Source organism: Pseudomonas kielensis (assembly GCF_014236655.1).
GTDB lineage: Bacteria > Pseudomonadota > Gammaproteobacteria > Pseudomonadales > Pseudomonadaceae > Aquipseudomonas > Aquipseudomonas kielensis.
Genome location: NZ_JACMYG010000003.1, coordinates 125,859 through 142,334, shown reverse-complemented (window position 1 = coordinate 142,334; position 16,476 = coordinate 125,859). Strand labels below are relative to the sequence as shown.

The following is a 16,476-nucleotide window of genomic DNA, read 5'->3' as shown; positions in this document are numbered from 1 at the left end:
TGAAACCGGTTTCAGCGAGGGCTAACCGACGCTGCTGCCGATAACTCCAATAATAAGGTCGTCGCCGTGAATAGTTTTTCTGCCGCCCAACGCAGCCGCGTGACCATGCTCGATGTCGCCGAACGCGCCGGGGTATCCAAGGCCAGCGTGTCACGCTTCATCGGCGAAGACCGCGCCTTGCTGTCCGATGCCATTGCCTTGCGCATCGAGCAGGCGATCGACGAGTTGGGTTACCGCCCGAACCAGATGGCCCGCGGCCTGAAACGCGGGCGCACCCGCCTGATCGGCATGCTGGTGGCCGATATCCGCAACCCCTATTCAATTGCCGTGATGCATGGCGTGGAAACCGCCTGCCGCCAGCACGGCTACAGCCTGGTGGTGTGCAACACCGATCGCGATGACGAGCAGGAAAGCCAGCACCTGGCAGCCTTGCGCTCGTACAACATCGAAGGCCTGATCGTGAACACCCTGGGTCACCACCCGGACCTGTTGCGCGAACTGCACCGCGAGATGCCGATGGTGCTGGTGGACCGCAAGGTCGAGTCATTGCACAGCGACTTGGTCGGCCTGGATAACCCGGCCGCCGTCCACACCGCCTTGAGCCATCTGCAGGACCAGGGCTACCGCGACGTGCTGTTGGTCAGCGAGCCCTATGACGGCACCAGTTCGCGGATCGAACGCGTTGCCAGCTTTGAGCAGCAAATCGGCCAGCGCCCGGCGCTGCGGGGGGCGGTGGTCGAGACCGGTGTCGAACTCAGTGGCCATCTGCAAGCCTTCCTCGACGCCCCGGCACCCGGGCCTAAAGCGTTGTTCTGTGCCAACGGCATTGCCGCCCTGGCGACCACTCGGGCGCTGCGTGAACTGGGTTGCGACTTGTTCGCCGACGTCGGCCTGATCGCCCTCGATGATCTGGACTGGTACCCGCTGGTGGGCAGCGGCATCACCGCCCTCGCCCAGCCGACCGAAGCCATTGGCGCCAGTGCGTTCGACTGCCTGCTCAAACGCTTGCGCGGCGACGACGGCCCCGTGCGGACCCTGGATTACCCGGCGCAGTTGGTTGTGCGCGGGTCGACGCAATTGTCCCGTTCACCACGATCCTCAGGCACCCGCCACTGATCCCTACAGGTGGCAGTTGCTACACAGGTGTGCAGATTTTTTTTGAACAAAAATGAAACCGGTTTCAGAGGTCAATAACAATGAGTAAATCACCTGTTTCCATCAGCTTGTCCAGCTACGGCGCCGATCTAGTTCGCCAGGTGGGCCAACTGGCATTTGTCGAGGTCCTGGCCAAGGCCGGCGCCCAGCGGATTGAGTGGCGCGAAGAATTGCTGACCAGCGAAGACCCGCGGGAACTGGCCCACGCCATTGAGCAACAGGGGCTTGAGGCGGTGTTTTCCTCGCCGCTGGAACTGTGGGTCGCCGGTCGCGCCCAGCCCAACCCGTTGCTGGCCGCCACCCTCAAACGCGCCGAGAGCTTCGGTGCCCGTTGGCTCAAGGTGTCCCTGGGCTACTTCACCGACACCAACGACCTGCACAGCCTGGCCGCGTGCCTGGCCGAGCACGCGGTGCAGTTGCTGGTGGAAAACGACCAGACCCTGCACGGCGGACGCATCGAGCCGTTCCAGCGTTTTTTCGCGCAGGTAGAGCAACACGTGTTGCCGGTGCGGATGACCTTCGATATCGGCAACTGGTCCTGGCAGGACCAGAGCGCCGCCACTGCTGCGCGCCTGCTGGGCCGGCATGTCGCCTACGTGCATTGCAAGGCGGTGACCCGCCGCGCCGACAGCAAGCTGGTGGCGATTGCGCCGGCCGCCGCCGACCTGCAGCAGTGGGAACAGTTGCTCACGCACATGGCACCGGGCATCTCCCGCGCCGCCGAATACCCGTTACAGGCCGATGACCTGCAGCAACTGACCACCGAGCACGTGGCCGTCCTCGCCCGCTTGGGTCAACCCGGCCCGGAGCACGCCCATGTCTGAAGTCGATATCCTATCGTTTGGCGAAACCATGGCGATGCTGGTCGCCGAGCAAACCGGCGACCTGGCGCAGGTCGCAAACTTTCACAAACGCATTGCCGGGGCCGACAGCAATGTCGCTATCGGCCTGTCGCGACTGGGCTTCAAGGTGGCCTGGCTGAGCCGGGTCGGCGCTGACTCCCTGGGGCGCTTTGTCCTCGACACGTTGCAAAGTGAAGGCCTGGACTGCTCCCAGGTCGACGTCGATCCGTTGCACCCGACCGGCTTTCAATTCAAGTCCCGCGAGGAAGCCGGCGCCGATCCCCAGGTGGAATACTTCCGCCGGGGTTCGGCCGCCAGTCACCTGTCGCCCCAGGCGATCCAGACGCCGTTGCTGCAAGCCCGGCACCTGCATGCCACCGGCATTCCGCCGGCACTGTCGGCGACCGCCCGCGAGCTGTCTCTGGAGCTGATGACGCAGATGCGCGCTGCCGGCCGCACCGTGTCGTTCGACCCCAATCTGCGCCCGGCGTTGTGGGCCAGCGAGCAGCAGATGATCACAGAGATCAACCGCCTGGCCGCCCTCGCCCACTGGGTGTTGCCGGGCCTGGGCGAAGGCCGCCTGCTGACCGGCTTCGACGACCCGGCGGACATTGCCGCGTTCTATCTGGATCAAGGCGCCCAGGTCGTGGCGATCAAGCTCGGCGCCCACGGTGCCTACTACCGCACGGCGCAGGACCAGGGCTTTGTCGCCGCCGTGCCGGTGGCGCAGGTGGTCGATACCGTCGGTGCCGGCGATGGTTTTGCGGTGGGCCTGATCAGCGCATTGCTGGAGTGCCACAGCGTCAGCGACGCGGTGCAACGGGCCAACTGGATTGGCAGCCGCGCCGTGCAGAGCCGTGGCGACATGGAGGGCCTGCCGACCCGGCTTGAGATGTCTGCTGAATTTGAGGCCGCCATCGCGAGCAAGCTCGCTCCCACTGGGGATTTGTGCCGGGCATAGAAACCCTGTGGGGCTAGCGCCCGTTTGCGGCCTGCTTACGATAAGGCCAACCCGATCACTGAAGATTCCGATACCTGCTGCGACAAAAACAACAAGCTCAGGAGCACTACCATGCAAACGCCAAAACTCGCCGCCCGCCGTTGGTGGTACATCATGCCCATTGTCTTTATCACCTATAGCCTGGCGTATCTGGACCGCGCCAACTATGGCTTCGCCGCCGCTTCCGGAATGGCCGCCGATCTGATGATCACCCCAGGCCTGTCGTCGTTGCTCGGTGCGCTGTTCTTCCTCGGGTACTTTTTCTTCCAGATCCCCGGCGCGATCTACGCACAGAAAAACAGCGTGAAGAAGCTGATCTTTGTCAGCCTGATCCTCTGGGGCAGCCTGGCGACCCTGACCGGGGTGGTCTCCAACGCCTACTGGCTGATCGTCATCCGCTTCATGCTCGGCGTCGTCGAAGCCGCGGTGATGCCGGCGATGCTGATCTATCTGTGTCATTGGTTCACCCGCGCCGAACGCTCGCGCGCCAATACCTTCCTGATCCTCGGCAACCCGGTGACCATGCTCTGGATGTCGGTGGTCTCCGGCTATCTGGTGCAGCATTACAGCTGGCGCTGGATGTTCATCATCGAAGGCTTGCCGGCGGTGCTCTGGGCCTTCATCTGGTGGCGCCTGGCCGACGATCGTCCGGCGCAGGCCAAATGGCTCAACGACCAGGAAAAACACCACCTGGAAAGCGCCCTGGCGGCCGAACAGGTCGGGATCAAGGCGGTGAAGAACTACGCCGAAGCCTTCCGCTCGCCGAAAGTCATCGTCCTGGCCTTGCAGTTTTTTTGCTGGAGCATCGGTGTCTACGGCTTCGTGTTGTGGCTGCCGTCGATCCTCAAGCAAGGCGCGCAGATGGACATGATCGAGGCCGGCTGGCTGTCGGCCCTGCCGTATCTGGCGGCCGTGATCGGCATGCTGCTGGTGTCCTGGGGCTCGGACAAACTGCAGAAACGTAAACGTTTTGTCTGGCCACCGTTGCTGATTGCCTCCGACAATTCTGGACCCTAATTAACCGTTAGCTTTGATTTTATCAATGTAATTCAATGCTTTAACCTTAGTAACTATTTTTAGGTTTTTCGAGCGTGTTCTACTGAACCCCGCAAATGGAATAATCTGGGCGCCACTGCGTTCAGCGCGATGGTCATGACATGTACCGATCTAGAGGTGATGGAGCACCCAGACACATACCCCCAAAATTTCTGCTTGAGCCAAAGGCAAAACCCGTTGCGCTCCCAATAGAGGATTTTCAACTCGACTGTGGTGGCGATGCGGATTACTACTCGGTGCCGTACCAGCTGGTGAAGCACCAGCTCGAAGTGCGCCTGACGGCGCAAACGGTGGAGTGCTTCCACGCCAACCAACGAGTGGCCAGCCATCTGCGCTCGCTGTACAAAGGCCGCCACACTACCCAAACCGAGCACATGCCCAAGAGCCACCGCGAACACGCCGAATGGACACCGCAACGGCTGATCGGCTGGGCGGAGCAAACCGGGCCGAACACTGCTGGTGTCATCGCCTACATCCTCGAACGCCGGATCCATCCGCGGGACGGCTTCCGTGCCTGTCTGGGCATCCTGCGCCTAGGAAAACACCATGGCGAAGATCGGCTGGAAGCTGCTTGCCAGCGCGCCCTGGCGCTGGGTGCGTGCAGTTACAAAAGCCTCGAATCGATCCTTCGCCAAGGTCTGGAGCGGCTGCCACTGGCCCAACAAAACCTGCCGCTGTTACCCGAAGAGCACATCAACCTGCGCGGCCCCGGCTACTACCACTGACCTGAAGGAGCACCAAAATGCTACCCAATCCAACCCTCGACAAACTACAAACCCTGCGACTGCACGGCATGATCAAAGCGTTGAGCGAGCAACACAGCACGCCGGATATCGCCAGCCTCGGCTTCGAGGAACGCCTGGGCCTGATGGTTGATCGCGAGCTGACCGAGCGTGAAAACACGCGCCTGAGCAGCCGCCTAAAAGCGGCCCGACTGCGTCATAACGCTTGCCTGGAAGACATCGATTACCGCAGCCCCCGTGGTCTGGACAAGTCACTGATCCTGCAACTGGGCAGCGGCCAGTGGTTACGGGACGGCCTGAACTTGATCATCGGCGGCCCCACTGGCGTAGGCAAAACCTGGCTCGCTTGCGCGCTGGCACACAAGGGGTTAAGCCGAGATAAAGGAAAATCAGGACATTTATTCCGTAAGCTGTTGATCTATAATGGTTTCACTGAAGGATAGGCGCAGACCTCGACCTATCCTCGCACGCCTGTCGCCTGGTCTCTGGAATTTTCAATTCCGACAAGTAGTTGCAGACCAAATGAGTTTTCCCTTATCTCGGCTTGACCCCATGTAGGCGAGCTTCAGTCTTATGCAAGACCATGTTGCGCTCTACGGCAAAGTCTGTGCACCAGGTAACGCATCAACCATTCGTTGGCCTGCCCATGTCTTTCTCCTGGTTCGACGGAATTACTTAAACGCGACCGGTTCGCCGTTGACGGCCCAGCTCACGCCGAAGCGGTCGGTCAGCATGCCGAAGGTCTTGGCCCAGAACGCGGGTGCCAGCGGCATCGTCACCTGGCCACCTTGCGACAGCACGTGGAAGGTGCTGTGGGCCTTGTCGATCGTGTCGTACTGAAGCGCGAGCATCACGCCCTTGACGCCTTCGTATGGCATGCCGGGCGGGGTGTCGCCGGCAAACAGCATCGCGCCACCGGGCAGCGCCAGGCAGCCGTGCATGATGCCATCCCCACTGGGTGCGCTGCCGCTATCACAGCCTTCGCCGGGGTTGGCGGACGCAGGCATGTCGGCGTAGCTCATCATGGTTTCGATCTTCGCGCCGAGCGCCTTTTCGTAGAATGCAAAGGCCTCGCGAGTGTTGCCGTTGAAGCTGAGGTAGGGAGTAAGGGTGGTGCTCATGGTGGGCTCCTGTTGCCAACGTGGATGGACTCGATGTGTCGGCATCATTTAGTCGAACGGCTTCGACGCCTTTCGACAGTCGCAACAAAAAATTTCTCAATCTCCAGACACCCACCAAGGACAATCAGGGCCAGTTGCTTCTGGCGGCAGATGAGTATCGAGAGCAATGGATAGTCGCACAGGCCTCTTTGGCGGCCTCCGTGAAGAGGGCTGTGAGCGATCGCACTCCATCGACAACCTATGATCGTCGACTCGAGGTGGAGAGAATCATAGAAGGAATTCCGGTAAAGCTTGCATTGCAGCAACGGACCAGTGCATCAGTCGATCATTCCTGGTGGACATTGAGTTGGCGGACAAAATATTCGTCGGATGGCTCGAATCGCCGTTTCTACCTGACAAAGAATGGTTGCTGGACAATTCCCGCGATGGTCGCTCTGAACATGATGGAAGAGATGGACGCCCTAGGGGGGATGAATGAGCAATACTTCGATCATCGCGGGAGGCCATATTTTGAAACCCTAGTTTCCAGCGAGATGCTTCCCGAGCAAAAAACAGAAGCTCTATCGAAGGTGACTGGACCAGACGAGGACTGGGGGGAAAATCCCTTTGTTGTGATCACTTACGATCCGAACAAAAACTGGAAGAAAGTCATGATCGTGAATACCGACATCGCTACCTGCTGACCTTCGCGGAGGTGCTTAACCCGCGGACCCTGGCCCTGCGCCTGACCGCGCTGACTCAATGGCACCGCTATCAGGGCTTTCCCGACCCAGCAGCCAGCGCCACCGTGCGTAAGACCTTGCGCGGTATTGAGCGAGTGAACGGGCGCCCTCGACAAAAAGCCAAGGCCCTGCTGCTGGAGGATCTCGAACTCATCGTGTCGCACTTGGACACGCTCGAAGGGCTCGCCGCGCTGCGTGACAGCGCGCTGCTACAGCTGGGGTACTTCGGCGCCTTCCGCCGCAGTGAGCTGGTCACGCTGGAGGTCCGCGATCTGCAGTGGGAACGGGAAGGTCTACGGATCACGCTCCCGCGCTCCAAAACCGATCAAGAGGGCGAGGGACTGGAGCGCGTGATCCCCTATGGCGACGGCCTCTGCTGTCCAACGAAGGTGTTACGGGGCTGGTTGGAAGCCGCTCAGATTGAGCAAGGACCATTGTTTCGACGCGTCAGTCGTTGGGGCGTGATCGGCGAGGTGGCGCTGCACGAGGGTAGCGTCAATACCATCCTGGCGACACGTGCCGAAGCCGCGGGACTGTTGTATGTGCCACAGATGAGCAGCCACAGCCTGCGCCGAGGCTTGGCCACCAGCGCTTACCGTGCCGGGGCGGACTTTCTGGAAATCAAGCGCCAGGGTGGGTGGCGGCACGATGACACCGTACATGGCTATATCGAGGAGGCTAGAGCCTTCGAAGACAATGCCGCCGGCTCGTTGTTACGGCGAAAACCATTAATGTAGTCCTCGGTTACGTGGTTTACATGCATCCACGAAACCTAGCAGAAGGGGCCGAATATTGTGTTTTATTTGCATGAAATAAAGCTATAAAATCATAACCTTGTGACTCAAATGTCCTAATTTTCCTTTATCTCGGCATGACCTCCGCAACGCGCCATGCCTGGCGCACCAAAAAAAGGCATCACCAAAAATTGGCGATGCCCGCATGCTCAAATGAGCGAGTCGTGATAAGCCGCATTACCTCAACGATAGGAGACCAATCAAATCGTCTGTACGGCGATGCACTGATGGCACCTGTAAGCCAATCAGACGGTAAGAAGCGACTTGCCATCCATCTCTGACGGAATAGGCAAACTCAGCATCTGCAACAAAGTTGGAGCGATATCGCACAGCCGGCCGTTTTTCAGTCCCAAACGATCAGGCTGCTCACTGACCAGAATCAGGGGAACAGGATTCAAGGTGTGAGCCGTGTGTGCCTGACCAGACTTGACGTCGAGCATTTGTTCGACGTTGCCGTGGTCGGCAGTAATCAGACATTCGCCTCCTGCTGCGAGCGTCGCTTCGACCACTCGGCGCAGACAGTCATCCAGTACTTCTACGGCCTTTACTGCGGCGTCAAAAGAGCCGGTGTGGCCCACCATGTCACCATTGGCGTAGTTGCAAACGATAAGGTCGAATGTGCCGCCGGCGATGGCGTTGACCAGATGATCCGTCAGCAGCGGTGCACTCATCTCAGGCTGGAGATCGTAGGAAGCCACATCAGGCGAAGGAATCAGGATTCGCTCTTCACCGGCAAAAGGCTGCTCTCGGCCACCGTTGAAGAAGAACGTGACGTGGGCATACTTCTCGGTTTCGGCAATACGTAATTGCTTCTTCCCAAGATTCGCCAGGTGTTCGCCCAAGCTGTTGCTGATCGCCTCTGGAGCGAACGCACAGGGGCAGTCCAGCTCTTCGGAATACCGGGTCAACGTCAGCAGTCGATCCTTGGGCAACACAAAAGGCCGCTCAAACGCGTCGAAGTCAGGTTTGATCAATGCCTGGGTCAATTCTCGCGCCCGATCGGGGCGGAAGTTCATGAAGATCATCGCGTCATCAGGGCCGACACTGACAGGTTGCCCAATCGTTGTCGGCTTGACGAACTCGTCCGACTCCCCGCGCTCGTAAGCTGCTGACAAAGCCTCAGAAGCGGTTGCCGCTTGATGTTCAGCATCCCCTGAAACAATCAGGCGGTACGCCGATTCAATCCGAGGCCAGCGGTTATCGCGGTCCATTGCATAGTAACGACCGACCAACGAGACGATCCGTCCAGCGCCCAGGCGAGCGAACTCAATCTCCAAGGCATCAAGCGATGCCTGCGCACTCTTGGGCGGAGTATCCCGACCATCCAGGAAGCCATGCACATAGATTTTTTCGACACCCTGCTCAACCAGGCAACCGCATGCCGCGACAATCTGATCGATGTGGCCATGAACACCGCCAGGAGAAAGCAGACCCATGACGTGCACAGCACCCTCGCGCGTCTTTATTCCCTGGATCAATTCCAGCAACGCGGGGTTGCGGGAGAACTCGCCATCGGCGAGCGCTTTATCAACCCGGGTCAGGCTTTGATAAACCACCCGGCCCGCTCCCAGGTTCATATGCCCAACTTCGGAGTTCCCCATCTGGCCTTGAGGAAGCCCAACCGCCAAACCTGATGTTTCGATTTGGCTGTTCGCAAAACGCGCAAGCAACGCATCGAATGTAGGTGTCCTGGCCGCTGCAAAAGCGTTCGACTCAGTCGCCTGACGAATGCCGACACCGTCGAGAATAATCAAAGAGCGCGTAGTCATCGTGCCCCCTAAAAGATGTAGTCGGTGGTCAAGAAGCTCGACTCACGATGACGGATGATGTCGCTGACCAGATCCTTGTTGCTCTCCTGGAACTTGGTGGCGACCAGTGTCCGGATGGAAAACACCCGCAACGCGTCATCGACCGAGAGCGTGCCTTCGGCAGAGTTTTTGCGGCCGTTGAAGGGAAAGCTGTCCGGACCACGCTGGCATTGCGCGTTGATGTTGATGCGCCCTACCTGGTTGGCGAACGCATCGACCAGACGCCCCACTTCTGCGGAGTTCGTGCCGAAAATGCTCAGTTGTTGGCCGAAATCGGAGTCGAGGACGTAGTTGATGACTGTTTCCAGATCGCGGTAAACCACCACTGGTACGACGGGTCCGAATTGCTCTTCGTGGTACACCCGCATTTCGCTAGTCACCGGGTACAGCAACGCCGGGTAGAAGAAGGTTTCGCAGACTTCCCCGCCTCCGGCATTGACCACTTGGGCGCCTTTGCTGACAGCATCGGCCACAAGTCCGGTAAGGAAATCAGTCTTGCCAGGCTCCGGCAGCGGAGTTAAGGCCACTCCCGCTTCCCAAGGCATGCCCGGTTTCAGCTGGGCAAGCTTCGACTGAAACTTATCCAGAAAGGCGTCAACTACGTTTTCATGAACAAAGAGAATTTTCAGCGCCGTGCAACGTTGCCCATTAAACGACAGAGAACCGGTCACGGCCTCTGAAACGGCGTTATCCAGATCAACATCAGGCAGGACGATGCCGGGATTCTTGGCATCCAGACCGAGGGCTGCACGCAGGCGATGTGGCTTGGGGTGCAGCTTTTTCAGATCACTGGCCGCCTTGTTGGTGCCGATGAATGCGAAGACATCGATCTTGCCACTGGCCATCAAAGCGCTGACGGTTTCCCGGCCGCTGCCGTAGATGATGTTGATAACCCCTGCCGGGAAGCTGTCGCGGAACGCTTCCAGCAATGGCCTGATCAGCAACACACCGAACTTGGCGGGTTTGAACACCACGGTGTTGCCCATGATCAACGCCGGGATCAACGTGGTGAACGTCTCGTTTAGCGGGTAGTTGTAAGGCCCCATGCACAGGGTCACGCCCAGAGGCACGCGGCGGATTTGTCCCAGCGTGTCCTGCTCCAGCTCGAAACGGCTGGAACGACGATCCAGTTCCTTGAGGGCATTGATGGTGTCGACAATGTAGTCGCAGGTGCGATCGAACTCTTTCTCTGAGTCCTTGAGGTTCTTGCCGATCTCCCACATCAACAACTTCACCACGGCTTCCCGTTGTTCGCGCATACGCTTGAGGAAAACCTCGACGTGGCGAATACGTTCGACCACACGCAGGGTGGGCCAGGTGCCCTGACCACGGTCATAGGCCTGCACCGCCGCATCCAATGCCGTCATCGCGGTTTGCGCATCCAGTAGCGGAGTACTGCCCAGAATCACGGCCTCGTGTCCCGATTCTTTTTTCAGGCACACAGGGCTACGGACCGGCGCTAATGGGCCGTCCCACAACCGCAGTTCCCCATTGACCAGATACTCTCGCTGCTCAATGGCCGGTCCTGGACGGAAAGCCGCAGGGATTTCGTCAGCGCTTGGGAACAGTGCTTCAAGTCGATTATTCAAAGTCATTTTTCATCCCTCTGTGCAGGTGCTCGCGCGGCCCGAAAGAAACGATCGGACACGCAGCGCCTGCACATTCAAAAGAATTCAGATCGCGATAGAGTCGGTGATCGGCCCGGTTTGAGCCGCCCAGCAAATGGCAGCGAAAGACATCGCATCCAGAGACGCTCCGCCGATCAAGCCGCCATCGATATCGGGTTGATTGAACAATTGTTCTGCGTTGTCGGCCTTCACACTGCCACCGTACAAAATCCGGCAATCGGCGGCCGCTGCGCGATCTTGGTCAGCCAAATATTGGCGGATGTGTCGATGCACCGCTTGCGCCTGCTCGGGCGTCGCCGTTTCGCCAGTACCAATGGCCCAGACCGGCTCGTAGGCAATCACGCCTTTAACCAGATCCTGAATGCCAACAGCCTTCAGTACCGCATTCAGCTGATTGGTGACGACCACTTCCGTTTCGCCGCTCTGACGCTGAGCGAGTGTTTCGCCCACACACAACACCGGAATGAGCCCGGCACGCAGCGCCGTAGCAAATTTCTTTGCCACGAGATCATCGTCCTCGGCATAAAGTGCACGGCGCTCCGAATGCCCGACCAACACAAAGCGACAGCCGATATCGTGGAGCATCGAAGCGCTGACCTCACCGGTATGAGCGCCTGAGAGCTGGGCGCTGAGATTCTGCGCACCCAGTGCAACATCTGAATCATCAAGCAAATCGGCTACGGTCGTCAGGTAGGGATACGGCGGGCAAAGCGCAACTTCAACGCTTTCAAAGCGTGAAATCACCGGCAGCAAACTAAGCAGCAACGACGCGTTTTCAGCACTGCTGCCATTCATTTTCCAGTTGCCGATCACCAGTTGTTTTTTGTTCGAAGAGGTCTGCATGATTCAGGCTTTCCTGTTCACAAGCGCGGCCGTGTTGTAAGGCGCCCGCTCCTGCAAGGCCTCTTCGATGCGCAACAAGCGGTTGTATTTACCGACGCGATCCGACCGGCTGAGGGAGCCTGTCTTGATCTGTCCCGCGCAAGTGGCGACGGCGAGGTCGGCGATGGTGGTGTCCTCGGTCTCACCCGAACGATGGGAGATGACGGCGGTGTAACCGGCATCTTGCGCCATGCGAATGGCGTCCAGCGTTTCGCTGAGCGTGCCGATCTGGTTGAACTTGATCAGGATCGAATTACCGATCCCTTTCTGAATGCCCTCACGCAGTATCTTGGTGTTGGTCACGAACAAGTCGTCACCCACCAATTGCACGTGACCCAGCTTTTGGGTCAGGCCTGCCCAGCCGTCCCAGTCACTTTCGTCCATCCCGTCTTCAATGGAGATAATCGGGTACTTGTCGCACAGCATCGCCAGGTAATCGGCAAAGCCTGCCGAATTGAACGACTGGCCTTCACCGGCGAGCACATATTGACCGCCCTCGTAGAACTCGGATGCCGCGCAATCGAGTGCCAGGGTAATGTCCTTGCCCAGCTCATAACCCGCTCGACTCACCGCTTCCTTGATAACAACCAGTGCTTCTTCGTTGGAGGCCAGCGAAGGCGCGAACCCACCCTCATCCCCCACCGCCGTGCTCAAGCCACGCTCCGACAAAACCTTCTTCAAGGAATGGAACACCTCGGCGCCCATGCGCAGGCCTTCACGGAACGACGATGCGCCGACGGGCTGGATCATGAATTCCTGGATGTCGATGTTGTTATCGGCATGCTCACCCCCGTTGATGATGTTCATCATGGGAACCGGCATGCTGAACTGGCCAGGCGAGCCGTACAGCGCCGCCAAGTGTTCATACAAAGGAATGTTCTGAACCTTGGCCGCCGCTTTGGCGGTCGCCAGTGACACGGCGAGAATCGCATTGGCCCCCAGGATGCTCTTACTCTCGGTGCAATCCAGCGCAATCATGACGTTGTCGATTTCGCGCTGGTTCAAAGCATCCAGTCCGATCAGGCACTCGCGGATCGGGTTGTTCACGTTCTCGACCGCTCGCATAACGCCTTTGCCCATGTAGCGCGCTGCGTTGTCCCGCAATTCAAGCGCTTCGCGTGACCCCGTCGAAGCACCAGAGGGCACGCTGGCGGTAGCACTGACGCCATTGGCGAGTGTCACCACGGCTTCAACCGTCGGGTTGCCTCGCGAGTCGAGGATTTCCCGAGCGCTGATGTGTTGAATCTGGCTGGTCTTGTTAAGCATGGTTTTCCCCCTTCGGATGGTTCGGAGCTTGCGTGCCGTCGCTCGGCGACTTCAGTAATTCCTGCTGCTCCGCGTACTGCTCACGAAAATCGAAATCTCTTGGCCACGATTCACGATCATGGTTATTCGTTGCGTCGTGATCTGCTGAATGGGTCTTACTCATCAGTCCTTCCTCACTCAGCGAATGGCTTCACCGACGCACACGACTCGAAGGGAGTTCGTGCCACCTTGGGCGTTGGCGTAGTCGCCTTTGGTAATCAGCACGTGATCGCCAGCCTTGACGACGCCACGCCGGGTCAGCTCCGCAACGGCCTTCTCGTTCACCAACTCAGGGTCGAAATCATCGCTGTCGAACGGAATGGTGGTGACACCACGGAACAGCGTGACCCGGTTCTGAGTAGCCAGATTGCGAGAGAATGCAAAAATGGGCAGGTGCGAGCGAATGCGCGACATCAAACGAGGGGTATCGCCGCTCTCCGTCATGCAGATGATGGCTTTGACGCCATGCAGATGGTTGGCTGCATACATCGCTGACATCGCGATGGATTCGTCGATCTTGTGGAACACTTGATCGACACGGTGCTTGGAGCGATGGGATTGAGGGTGTTTTTCCGCACCGATAATGATCCGGTGCATGGCCTCAACCGTCTCGATCGGATAGGCACCGGCCGCGGTTTCAGCGGAGAGCATCACCGCATCGGTACCATCCAGCACCGCATTGGCCACGTCGAACACTTCAGCACGGGTCGGCATAGATTGAGTGATCATCGACTCCATCATCTGCGTCGCCGTGATTACCACGCGATTCAGTGTGCGAGCACGGTCAATAATCAGCTTTTGCACGGCCACCAATTCTGCATCGCCAATCTCAACGCCCAGATCGCCACGAGCGACCATTACACCTTCCGATGCTTCAATGATCGCGTCCAGAATACGTAGATCGTTGACGGTTTCTGCGCGCTCGATCTTCGCGATCAAGCCTGCCTGCCCTCCAGCTTCATGCAGCAACCGACGCGCCAATTCCATATCCGAAGCATCGCGTGGGAACGACACAGCCAGGTAGTCCACCTGCATTTCTGCGGCAGTCTTGATATCGGCGAAGTCCTTCTCGGTCAGTGCCGACGCAGACAATCCCCCACCTTTGCGGTTGATCCCTTTGTTGTTCGAAAGCGGCCCGCTGACCAGGACTTCGCAGATCAATCGCGTCGCCTCGACCTTCAGGACCCTAAGCTCGATTCGCCCATCATCAAGCAGCAAAATGTCGTACGGACGGCTATCGGTGATCAGCGCTTCGTAGTCAATACCGACTCGCTGCTGGTCCCCTGCATTCTTGTCCAGGGAAGCGTCGAGAACGAACTGCTGACCCTTTTCCAGGATCACCTTTCCTTGCGCGAATCGCGCAATTCGAATTTTCGGACCTTGCAAATCAGCCAACACCGCCACGAAGCGGCCATGCTTGGCAGCCAGCTCACGGACCAACCTCGCCCGGGCAATGTGATCCTCCGCCTTGCCGTGAGAAAAATTCAGACGCACGACATCCACGCCTGCTTTGACCAACCCCTCGATGGCTTCGAATGATTCGGTTGCTGGCCCCAATGTAGCCACAATTTTTGTTCTGCGTTGCATGACAGTCACCACTTCAAATACGTTCGTATGAATAGCGCCCCGTATAAATCCGAAGCCCTGCTTCGCTAACCCATGCGCGAATTGTTCGAGCCCGGCACGCCGAAGCCGGCCGGGATGCTCGAAGGTCGGTCATGATTCGCGGTAGAAAGCCCCTGAATCGTAGAGTTCAGGGGCTTTGCTTTAACCGGACTCCCGATCAGGCCGTTTCGATCTTGCTGCGGTTCTGCTCGACCTTATTCAGGTAGTCCTTGAGGTTTTCCTGTTCCGCCGGTGTGATAAACAAACCGAGCTTGCTGCGGCGCCACAGAATGTCGTGCGCGGTGGTGGCCCACTCTTCACTGCACAGGTAATCGACTTCACGGGTGTAGAGCCCGCCGCCGATGTGTTCGCCCAGATCGCTCAGGTTCTGCACGCCTTCCAGCATGCGCCAGGTGCGGCTGCCATAAGTGGTGGCCCAACGGCTTGCGATTTCGCTTGGCATCCAGTCGAACTTGTCGCAAATCAGCGAGCTCAATGCCTGCGGGGTGGTCATGTCTTCGCCGCCGGGCAGAGTCGATTGCGCGGTCCAGCTCGGCTTGATGCCTTTAAAGAACGGCGCCAGTTGCGCCAGGGCCGATTCGGCCAGTTTGCGATAAGTCGTCAGCTTGCCCCCGAACACCGACAACAATGGCGCCTCTGCCGCACTGCCGGACAGGGCCAGGGTGTAGTCGCGAGTCACGGCCGAAGGGTTGTCGGATTCGTCATTGCACAGTGGGCGAACGCCAGAGTAGCTGTGCAGGATGTCCTCGCGGCTCAGTCGCTTCTTGAAGTGCGCGTTGACCACCTTGAGCAGGTAATCGGTTTCGCCTTCGGTGATCGTCACTTTGGCCGGGTCGCCGGTGTATTCGCGGTCGGTGGTACCGATCAGGGTGAAGTGGTTCAGATACGGAATAGCGAACACGATGCGCTGGTCTTCGTTCTGCAGAATGAAAGCATTCGGCGCGTCGTAGAGTTTCGGCACGATCAGGTGGCTGCCCTGGATCAGGCGGATGCCATACGGTGATTCCAACATCAGGTCATCGCGAATGAACTTGGCGACCCAGGGGCCGGCCGCATTCACTAGCGCCTTGGCGCGAATCGAAAACAGGTTGCCGTCAGCGCGTTCCAGGTGCAGGTGCCACAAACCGTTGCTGCGCCGGGCGCTGACGCAGCGGGTTTGGGTGTGAACATGAGCGCCTTTCTCGCGGGCGGCCATGGCATTCAATACGACGAGGCGAGCGTCATCGACCCAGCAATCGGAATATTCGAAGCCTTTGGTGATTTCGCTTTTCAGCGGGCTGTCCGGACCGAACTTCAGGCTTTTCGAACCTTCAAGTTTTTCCCGTTTGCCCAGGTGGTCATAAAGGAACAGACCGGCGCGGATCATCCATGCAGGTCGCAGGTGCGGGCGGTGTGGCAACACGAAGCGCATCTGCTTGACGATGTGCGGCGCCTTGGCCAGCAGCACCTCGCGCTCGGCCAGGGCTTCTCGAACCAGGCGGAATTCGTAATGTTCGAGGTAGCGCAGGCCGCCGTGGATCAGTTTGCTGCTGGCCGACGACGTGTGGCTGGCCAGGTCGTCCTTTTCGCAAAGGAACACCGAAAGACCGCGACCGGCGGCATCCGCTGCGATCCCCACGCCATTGATCCCACCACCGATGACGGCGATATCGTAGACCTCAGCGAGAGGGGGCGTAGGCAAGGTAGAAGTGAGCATCGGCAGGCCTCAGGGCTTTGTTGTGCATTTGAATTCGAACATTAATGTTCATTTTCGAAAATTGCAACCGAAATTGACGCCCGCGACCACTTAACTTC

Annotated in this window: 13 protein-coding genes and 3 pseudogenes; 8 read left to right on the top strand and 8 right to left on the bottom strand. The window is 58.7% G+C overall.

What is annotated here, in order from left to right; all coding sequences use genetic code 11:
• Positions 1–66 precede the first annotated feature (66 nt).
• From H7995_RS03970 to H7995_RS03945, 6 genes and pseudogenes are all read left to right on the top strand, one after another.
• Complete coding sequence (locus H7995_RS03970) at positions 67–1,116, top strand: LacI family DNA-binding transcriptional regulator (protein WP_166591707.1); 1,050 nt, start codon at positions 67–69, stop codon at positions 1,114–1,116.
• Between the two features lie 80 nt (positions 1,117–1,196).
• The gene (locus H7995_RS03965) at positions 1,197–1,979 is read left to right on the top strand and encodes a sugar phosphate isomerase/epimerase family protein (protein WP_166591706.1); all 783 of its coding nucleotides are present in this window, start codon (positions 1,197–1,199) and stop codon (positions 1,977–1,979) included.
• Positions 1,972–2,958, top strand: coding sequence for a sugar kinase (locus H7995_RS03960; protein ID WP_166591705.1), 987 nt, complete (start codon positions 1,972–1,974; stop codon positions 2,956–2,958). Before H7995_RS03965 ends, H7995_RS03960 begins: the two co-directional genes overlap by 8 nt.
• Before the next feature lie 111 nt (positions 2,959–3,069).
• A pseudogene (locus H7995_RS03955) lies at positions 3,070–3,996 on the top strand (MFS transporter); the annotation flags it as partial.
• 275 nt (positions 3,997–4,271) lie between these two features.
• Positions 4,272–4,778, top strand: a pseudogene (locus H7995_RS03950) (Mu transposase domain-containing protein); the annotation flags it as partial.
• A gap of 17 nt (positions 4,779–4,795) precedes the next feature.
• Positions 4,796–5,161: pseudogene (locus H7995_RS03945) on the top strand (ATP-binding protein); the annotation flags it as partial.
• Between the two features lie 306 nt (positions 5,162–5,467).
• Here H7995_RS03945 and H7995_RS03940 read toward each other — a convergent pair.
• The gene (locus H7995_RS03940; RefSeq protein WP_041506109.1) at positions 5,468–5,917 is read right to left on the bottom strand and encodes a VOC family protein; all 450 of its coding nucleotides are present in this window, start codon (positions 5,915–5,917) and stop codon (positions 5,468–5,470) included.
• A gap of 35 nt (positions 5,918–5,952) precedes the next feature.
• Here H7995_RS03940 and H7995_RS28295 point away from each other — a divergent pair, with 35 nt between their 5' ends.
• Together H7995_RS28295 and H7995_RS03935 are read left to right on the top strand one after the other, a co-directional pair.
• Entirely contained in the window at positions 5,953–6,600 is a 648-nt protein-coding gene (locus tag H7995_RS28295) for a hypothetical protein (RefSeq protein WP_206684467.1), read from the top strand.
• Between the two features lie 11 nt (positions 6,601–6,611).
• Positions 6,612–7,376 carry a site-specific integrase gene (locus H7995_RS03935; protein ID WP_235575256.1) on the top strand — a complete coding sequence of 255 codons (765 nt, stop codon included), beginning with the start codon at positions 6,612–6,614 and terminating at the stop codon, positions 7,374–7,376.
• A gap of 302 nt (positions 7,377–7,678) precedes the next feature.
• Here the strand turns inward: H7995_RS03935 and gpmI are convergent, their stop codons facing one another.
• From gpmI to glpD, 7 genes are all read right to left on the bottom strand, one after another.
• Complete coding sequence (gene gpmI, locus H7995_RS03930) at positions 7,679–9,202, bottom strand: 2,3-bisphosphoglycerate-independent phosphoglycerate mutase (protein ID WP_057978689.1); 1,524 nt, start codon at positions 9,200–9,202, stop codon at positions 7,679–7,681.
• Between the two features lie 8 nt (positions 9,203–9,210).
• Positions 9,211–10,836, bottom strand: a complete 1,626-nt coding sequence (locus H7995_RS03925; protein ID WP_057978691.1) for an NADP-dependent glyceraldehyde-3-phosphate dehydrogenase — start codon at positions 10,834–10,836, stop codon at positions 9,211–9,213.
• A gap of 78 nt (positions 10,837–10,914) precedes the next feature.
• On the bottom strand, positions 10,915–11,712 hold the full coding sequence (tpiA, locus tag H7995_RS03920; RefSeq protein ID WP_057978693.1) for a triose-phosphate isomerase: 798 nt from the start codon (positions 11,710–11,712) through the stop codon (positions 10,915–10,917).
• A 3-nt stretch (positions 11,713–11,715) separates the two neighbouring features.
• Positions 11,716–13,017 carry a phosphopyruvate hydratase gene (eno, locus tag H7995_RS03915; protein WP_185818020.1) on the bottom strand — a complete coding sequence of 434 codons (1,302 nt, stop codon included), beginning with the start codon at positions 13,015–13,017 and terminating at the stop codon, positions 11,716–11,718.
• Positions 13,010–13,180 (bottom strand): hypothetical protein, encoded by a 171-nt coding sequence (locus H7995_RS03910; protein ID WP_166729440.1) that lies wholly within the window; start codon positions 13,178–13,180, stop codon positions 13,010–13,012. Before H7995_RS03910 ends, eno begins: the two co-directional genes overlap by 8 nt.
• A 14-nt stretch (positions 13,181–13,194) precedes the next feature.
• Positions 13,195–14,643, bottom strand: a complete 1,449-nt coding sequence (gene pyk / locus H7995_RS03905) for a pyruvate kinase (protein ID WP_057978697.1) — start codon at positions 14,641–14,643, stop codon at positions 13,195–13,197.
• Between the two features lie 196 nt (positions 14,644–14,839).
• Positions 14,840–16,378, bottom strand: coding sequence for a glycerol-3-phosphate dehydrogenase (gene glpD / locus H7995_RS03900; protein WP_057978699.1), 1,539 nt, complete (start codon positions 16,376–16,378; stop codon positions 14,840–14,842).
• Between the last annotated feature and the right edge of the window lie 98 nt (positions 16,379–16,476).

What these genes read in the sequence shown, in the direction of transcription:
- H7995_RS03965 (WP_166591706.1), top strand. Translation starts at nt 1,197, where the DNA reads ATGAGTAAATCACCTGTTTCCATCAGCTTGTCCAGCTACGGCGCCGAT.
- H7995_RS03910 (WP_166729440.1), bottom strand. Translation starts at nt 13,180, where the DNA reads ATGAGTAAGACCCATTCAGCAGATCACGACGCAACGAATAACCATGAT.
- eno (WP_185818020.1), bottom strand. Translation starts at nt 13,017, where the DNA reads ATGCTTAACAAGACCAGCCAGATTCAACACATCAGCGCTCGGGAAATC.
- gpmI (WP_057978689.1), bottom strand. Translation starts at nt 9,202, where the DNA reads ATGACTACGCGCTCTTTGATTATTCTCGACGGTGTCGGCATTCGTCAG.
- glpD (WP_057978699.1), bottom strand. Translation starts at nt 16,378, where the DNA reads ATGCTCACTTCTACCTTGCCTACGCCCCCTCTCGCTGAGGTCTACGAT.
- pyk (WP_057978697.1), bottom strand. Translation starts at nt 14,643, where the DNA reads ATGCAACGCAGAACAAAAATTGTGGCTACATTGGGGCCAGCAACCGAA.
- H7995_RS03960 (WP_166591705.1), top strand. Translation starts at nt 1,972, where the DNA reads ATGTCTGAAGTCGATATCCTATCGTTTGGCGAAACCATGGCGATGCTG.
- tpiA (WP_057978693.1), bottom strand. Translation starts at nt 11,712, where the DNA reads ATGCAGACCTCTTCGAACAAAAAACAACTGGTGATCGGCAACTGGAAA.
- H7995_RS03925 (WP_057978691.1), bottom strand. Translation starts at nt 10,836, where the DNA reads ATGACTTTGAATAATCGACTTGAAGCACTGTTCCCAAGCGCTGACGAA.
- H7995_RS03940 (WP_041506109.1), bottom strand. Translation starts at nt 5,917, where the DNA reads ATGAGCACCACCCTTACTCCCTACCTCAGCTTCAACGGCAACACTCGC.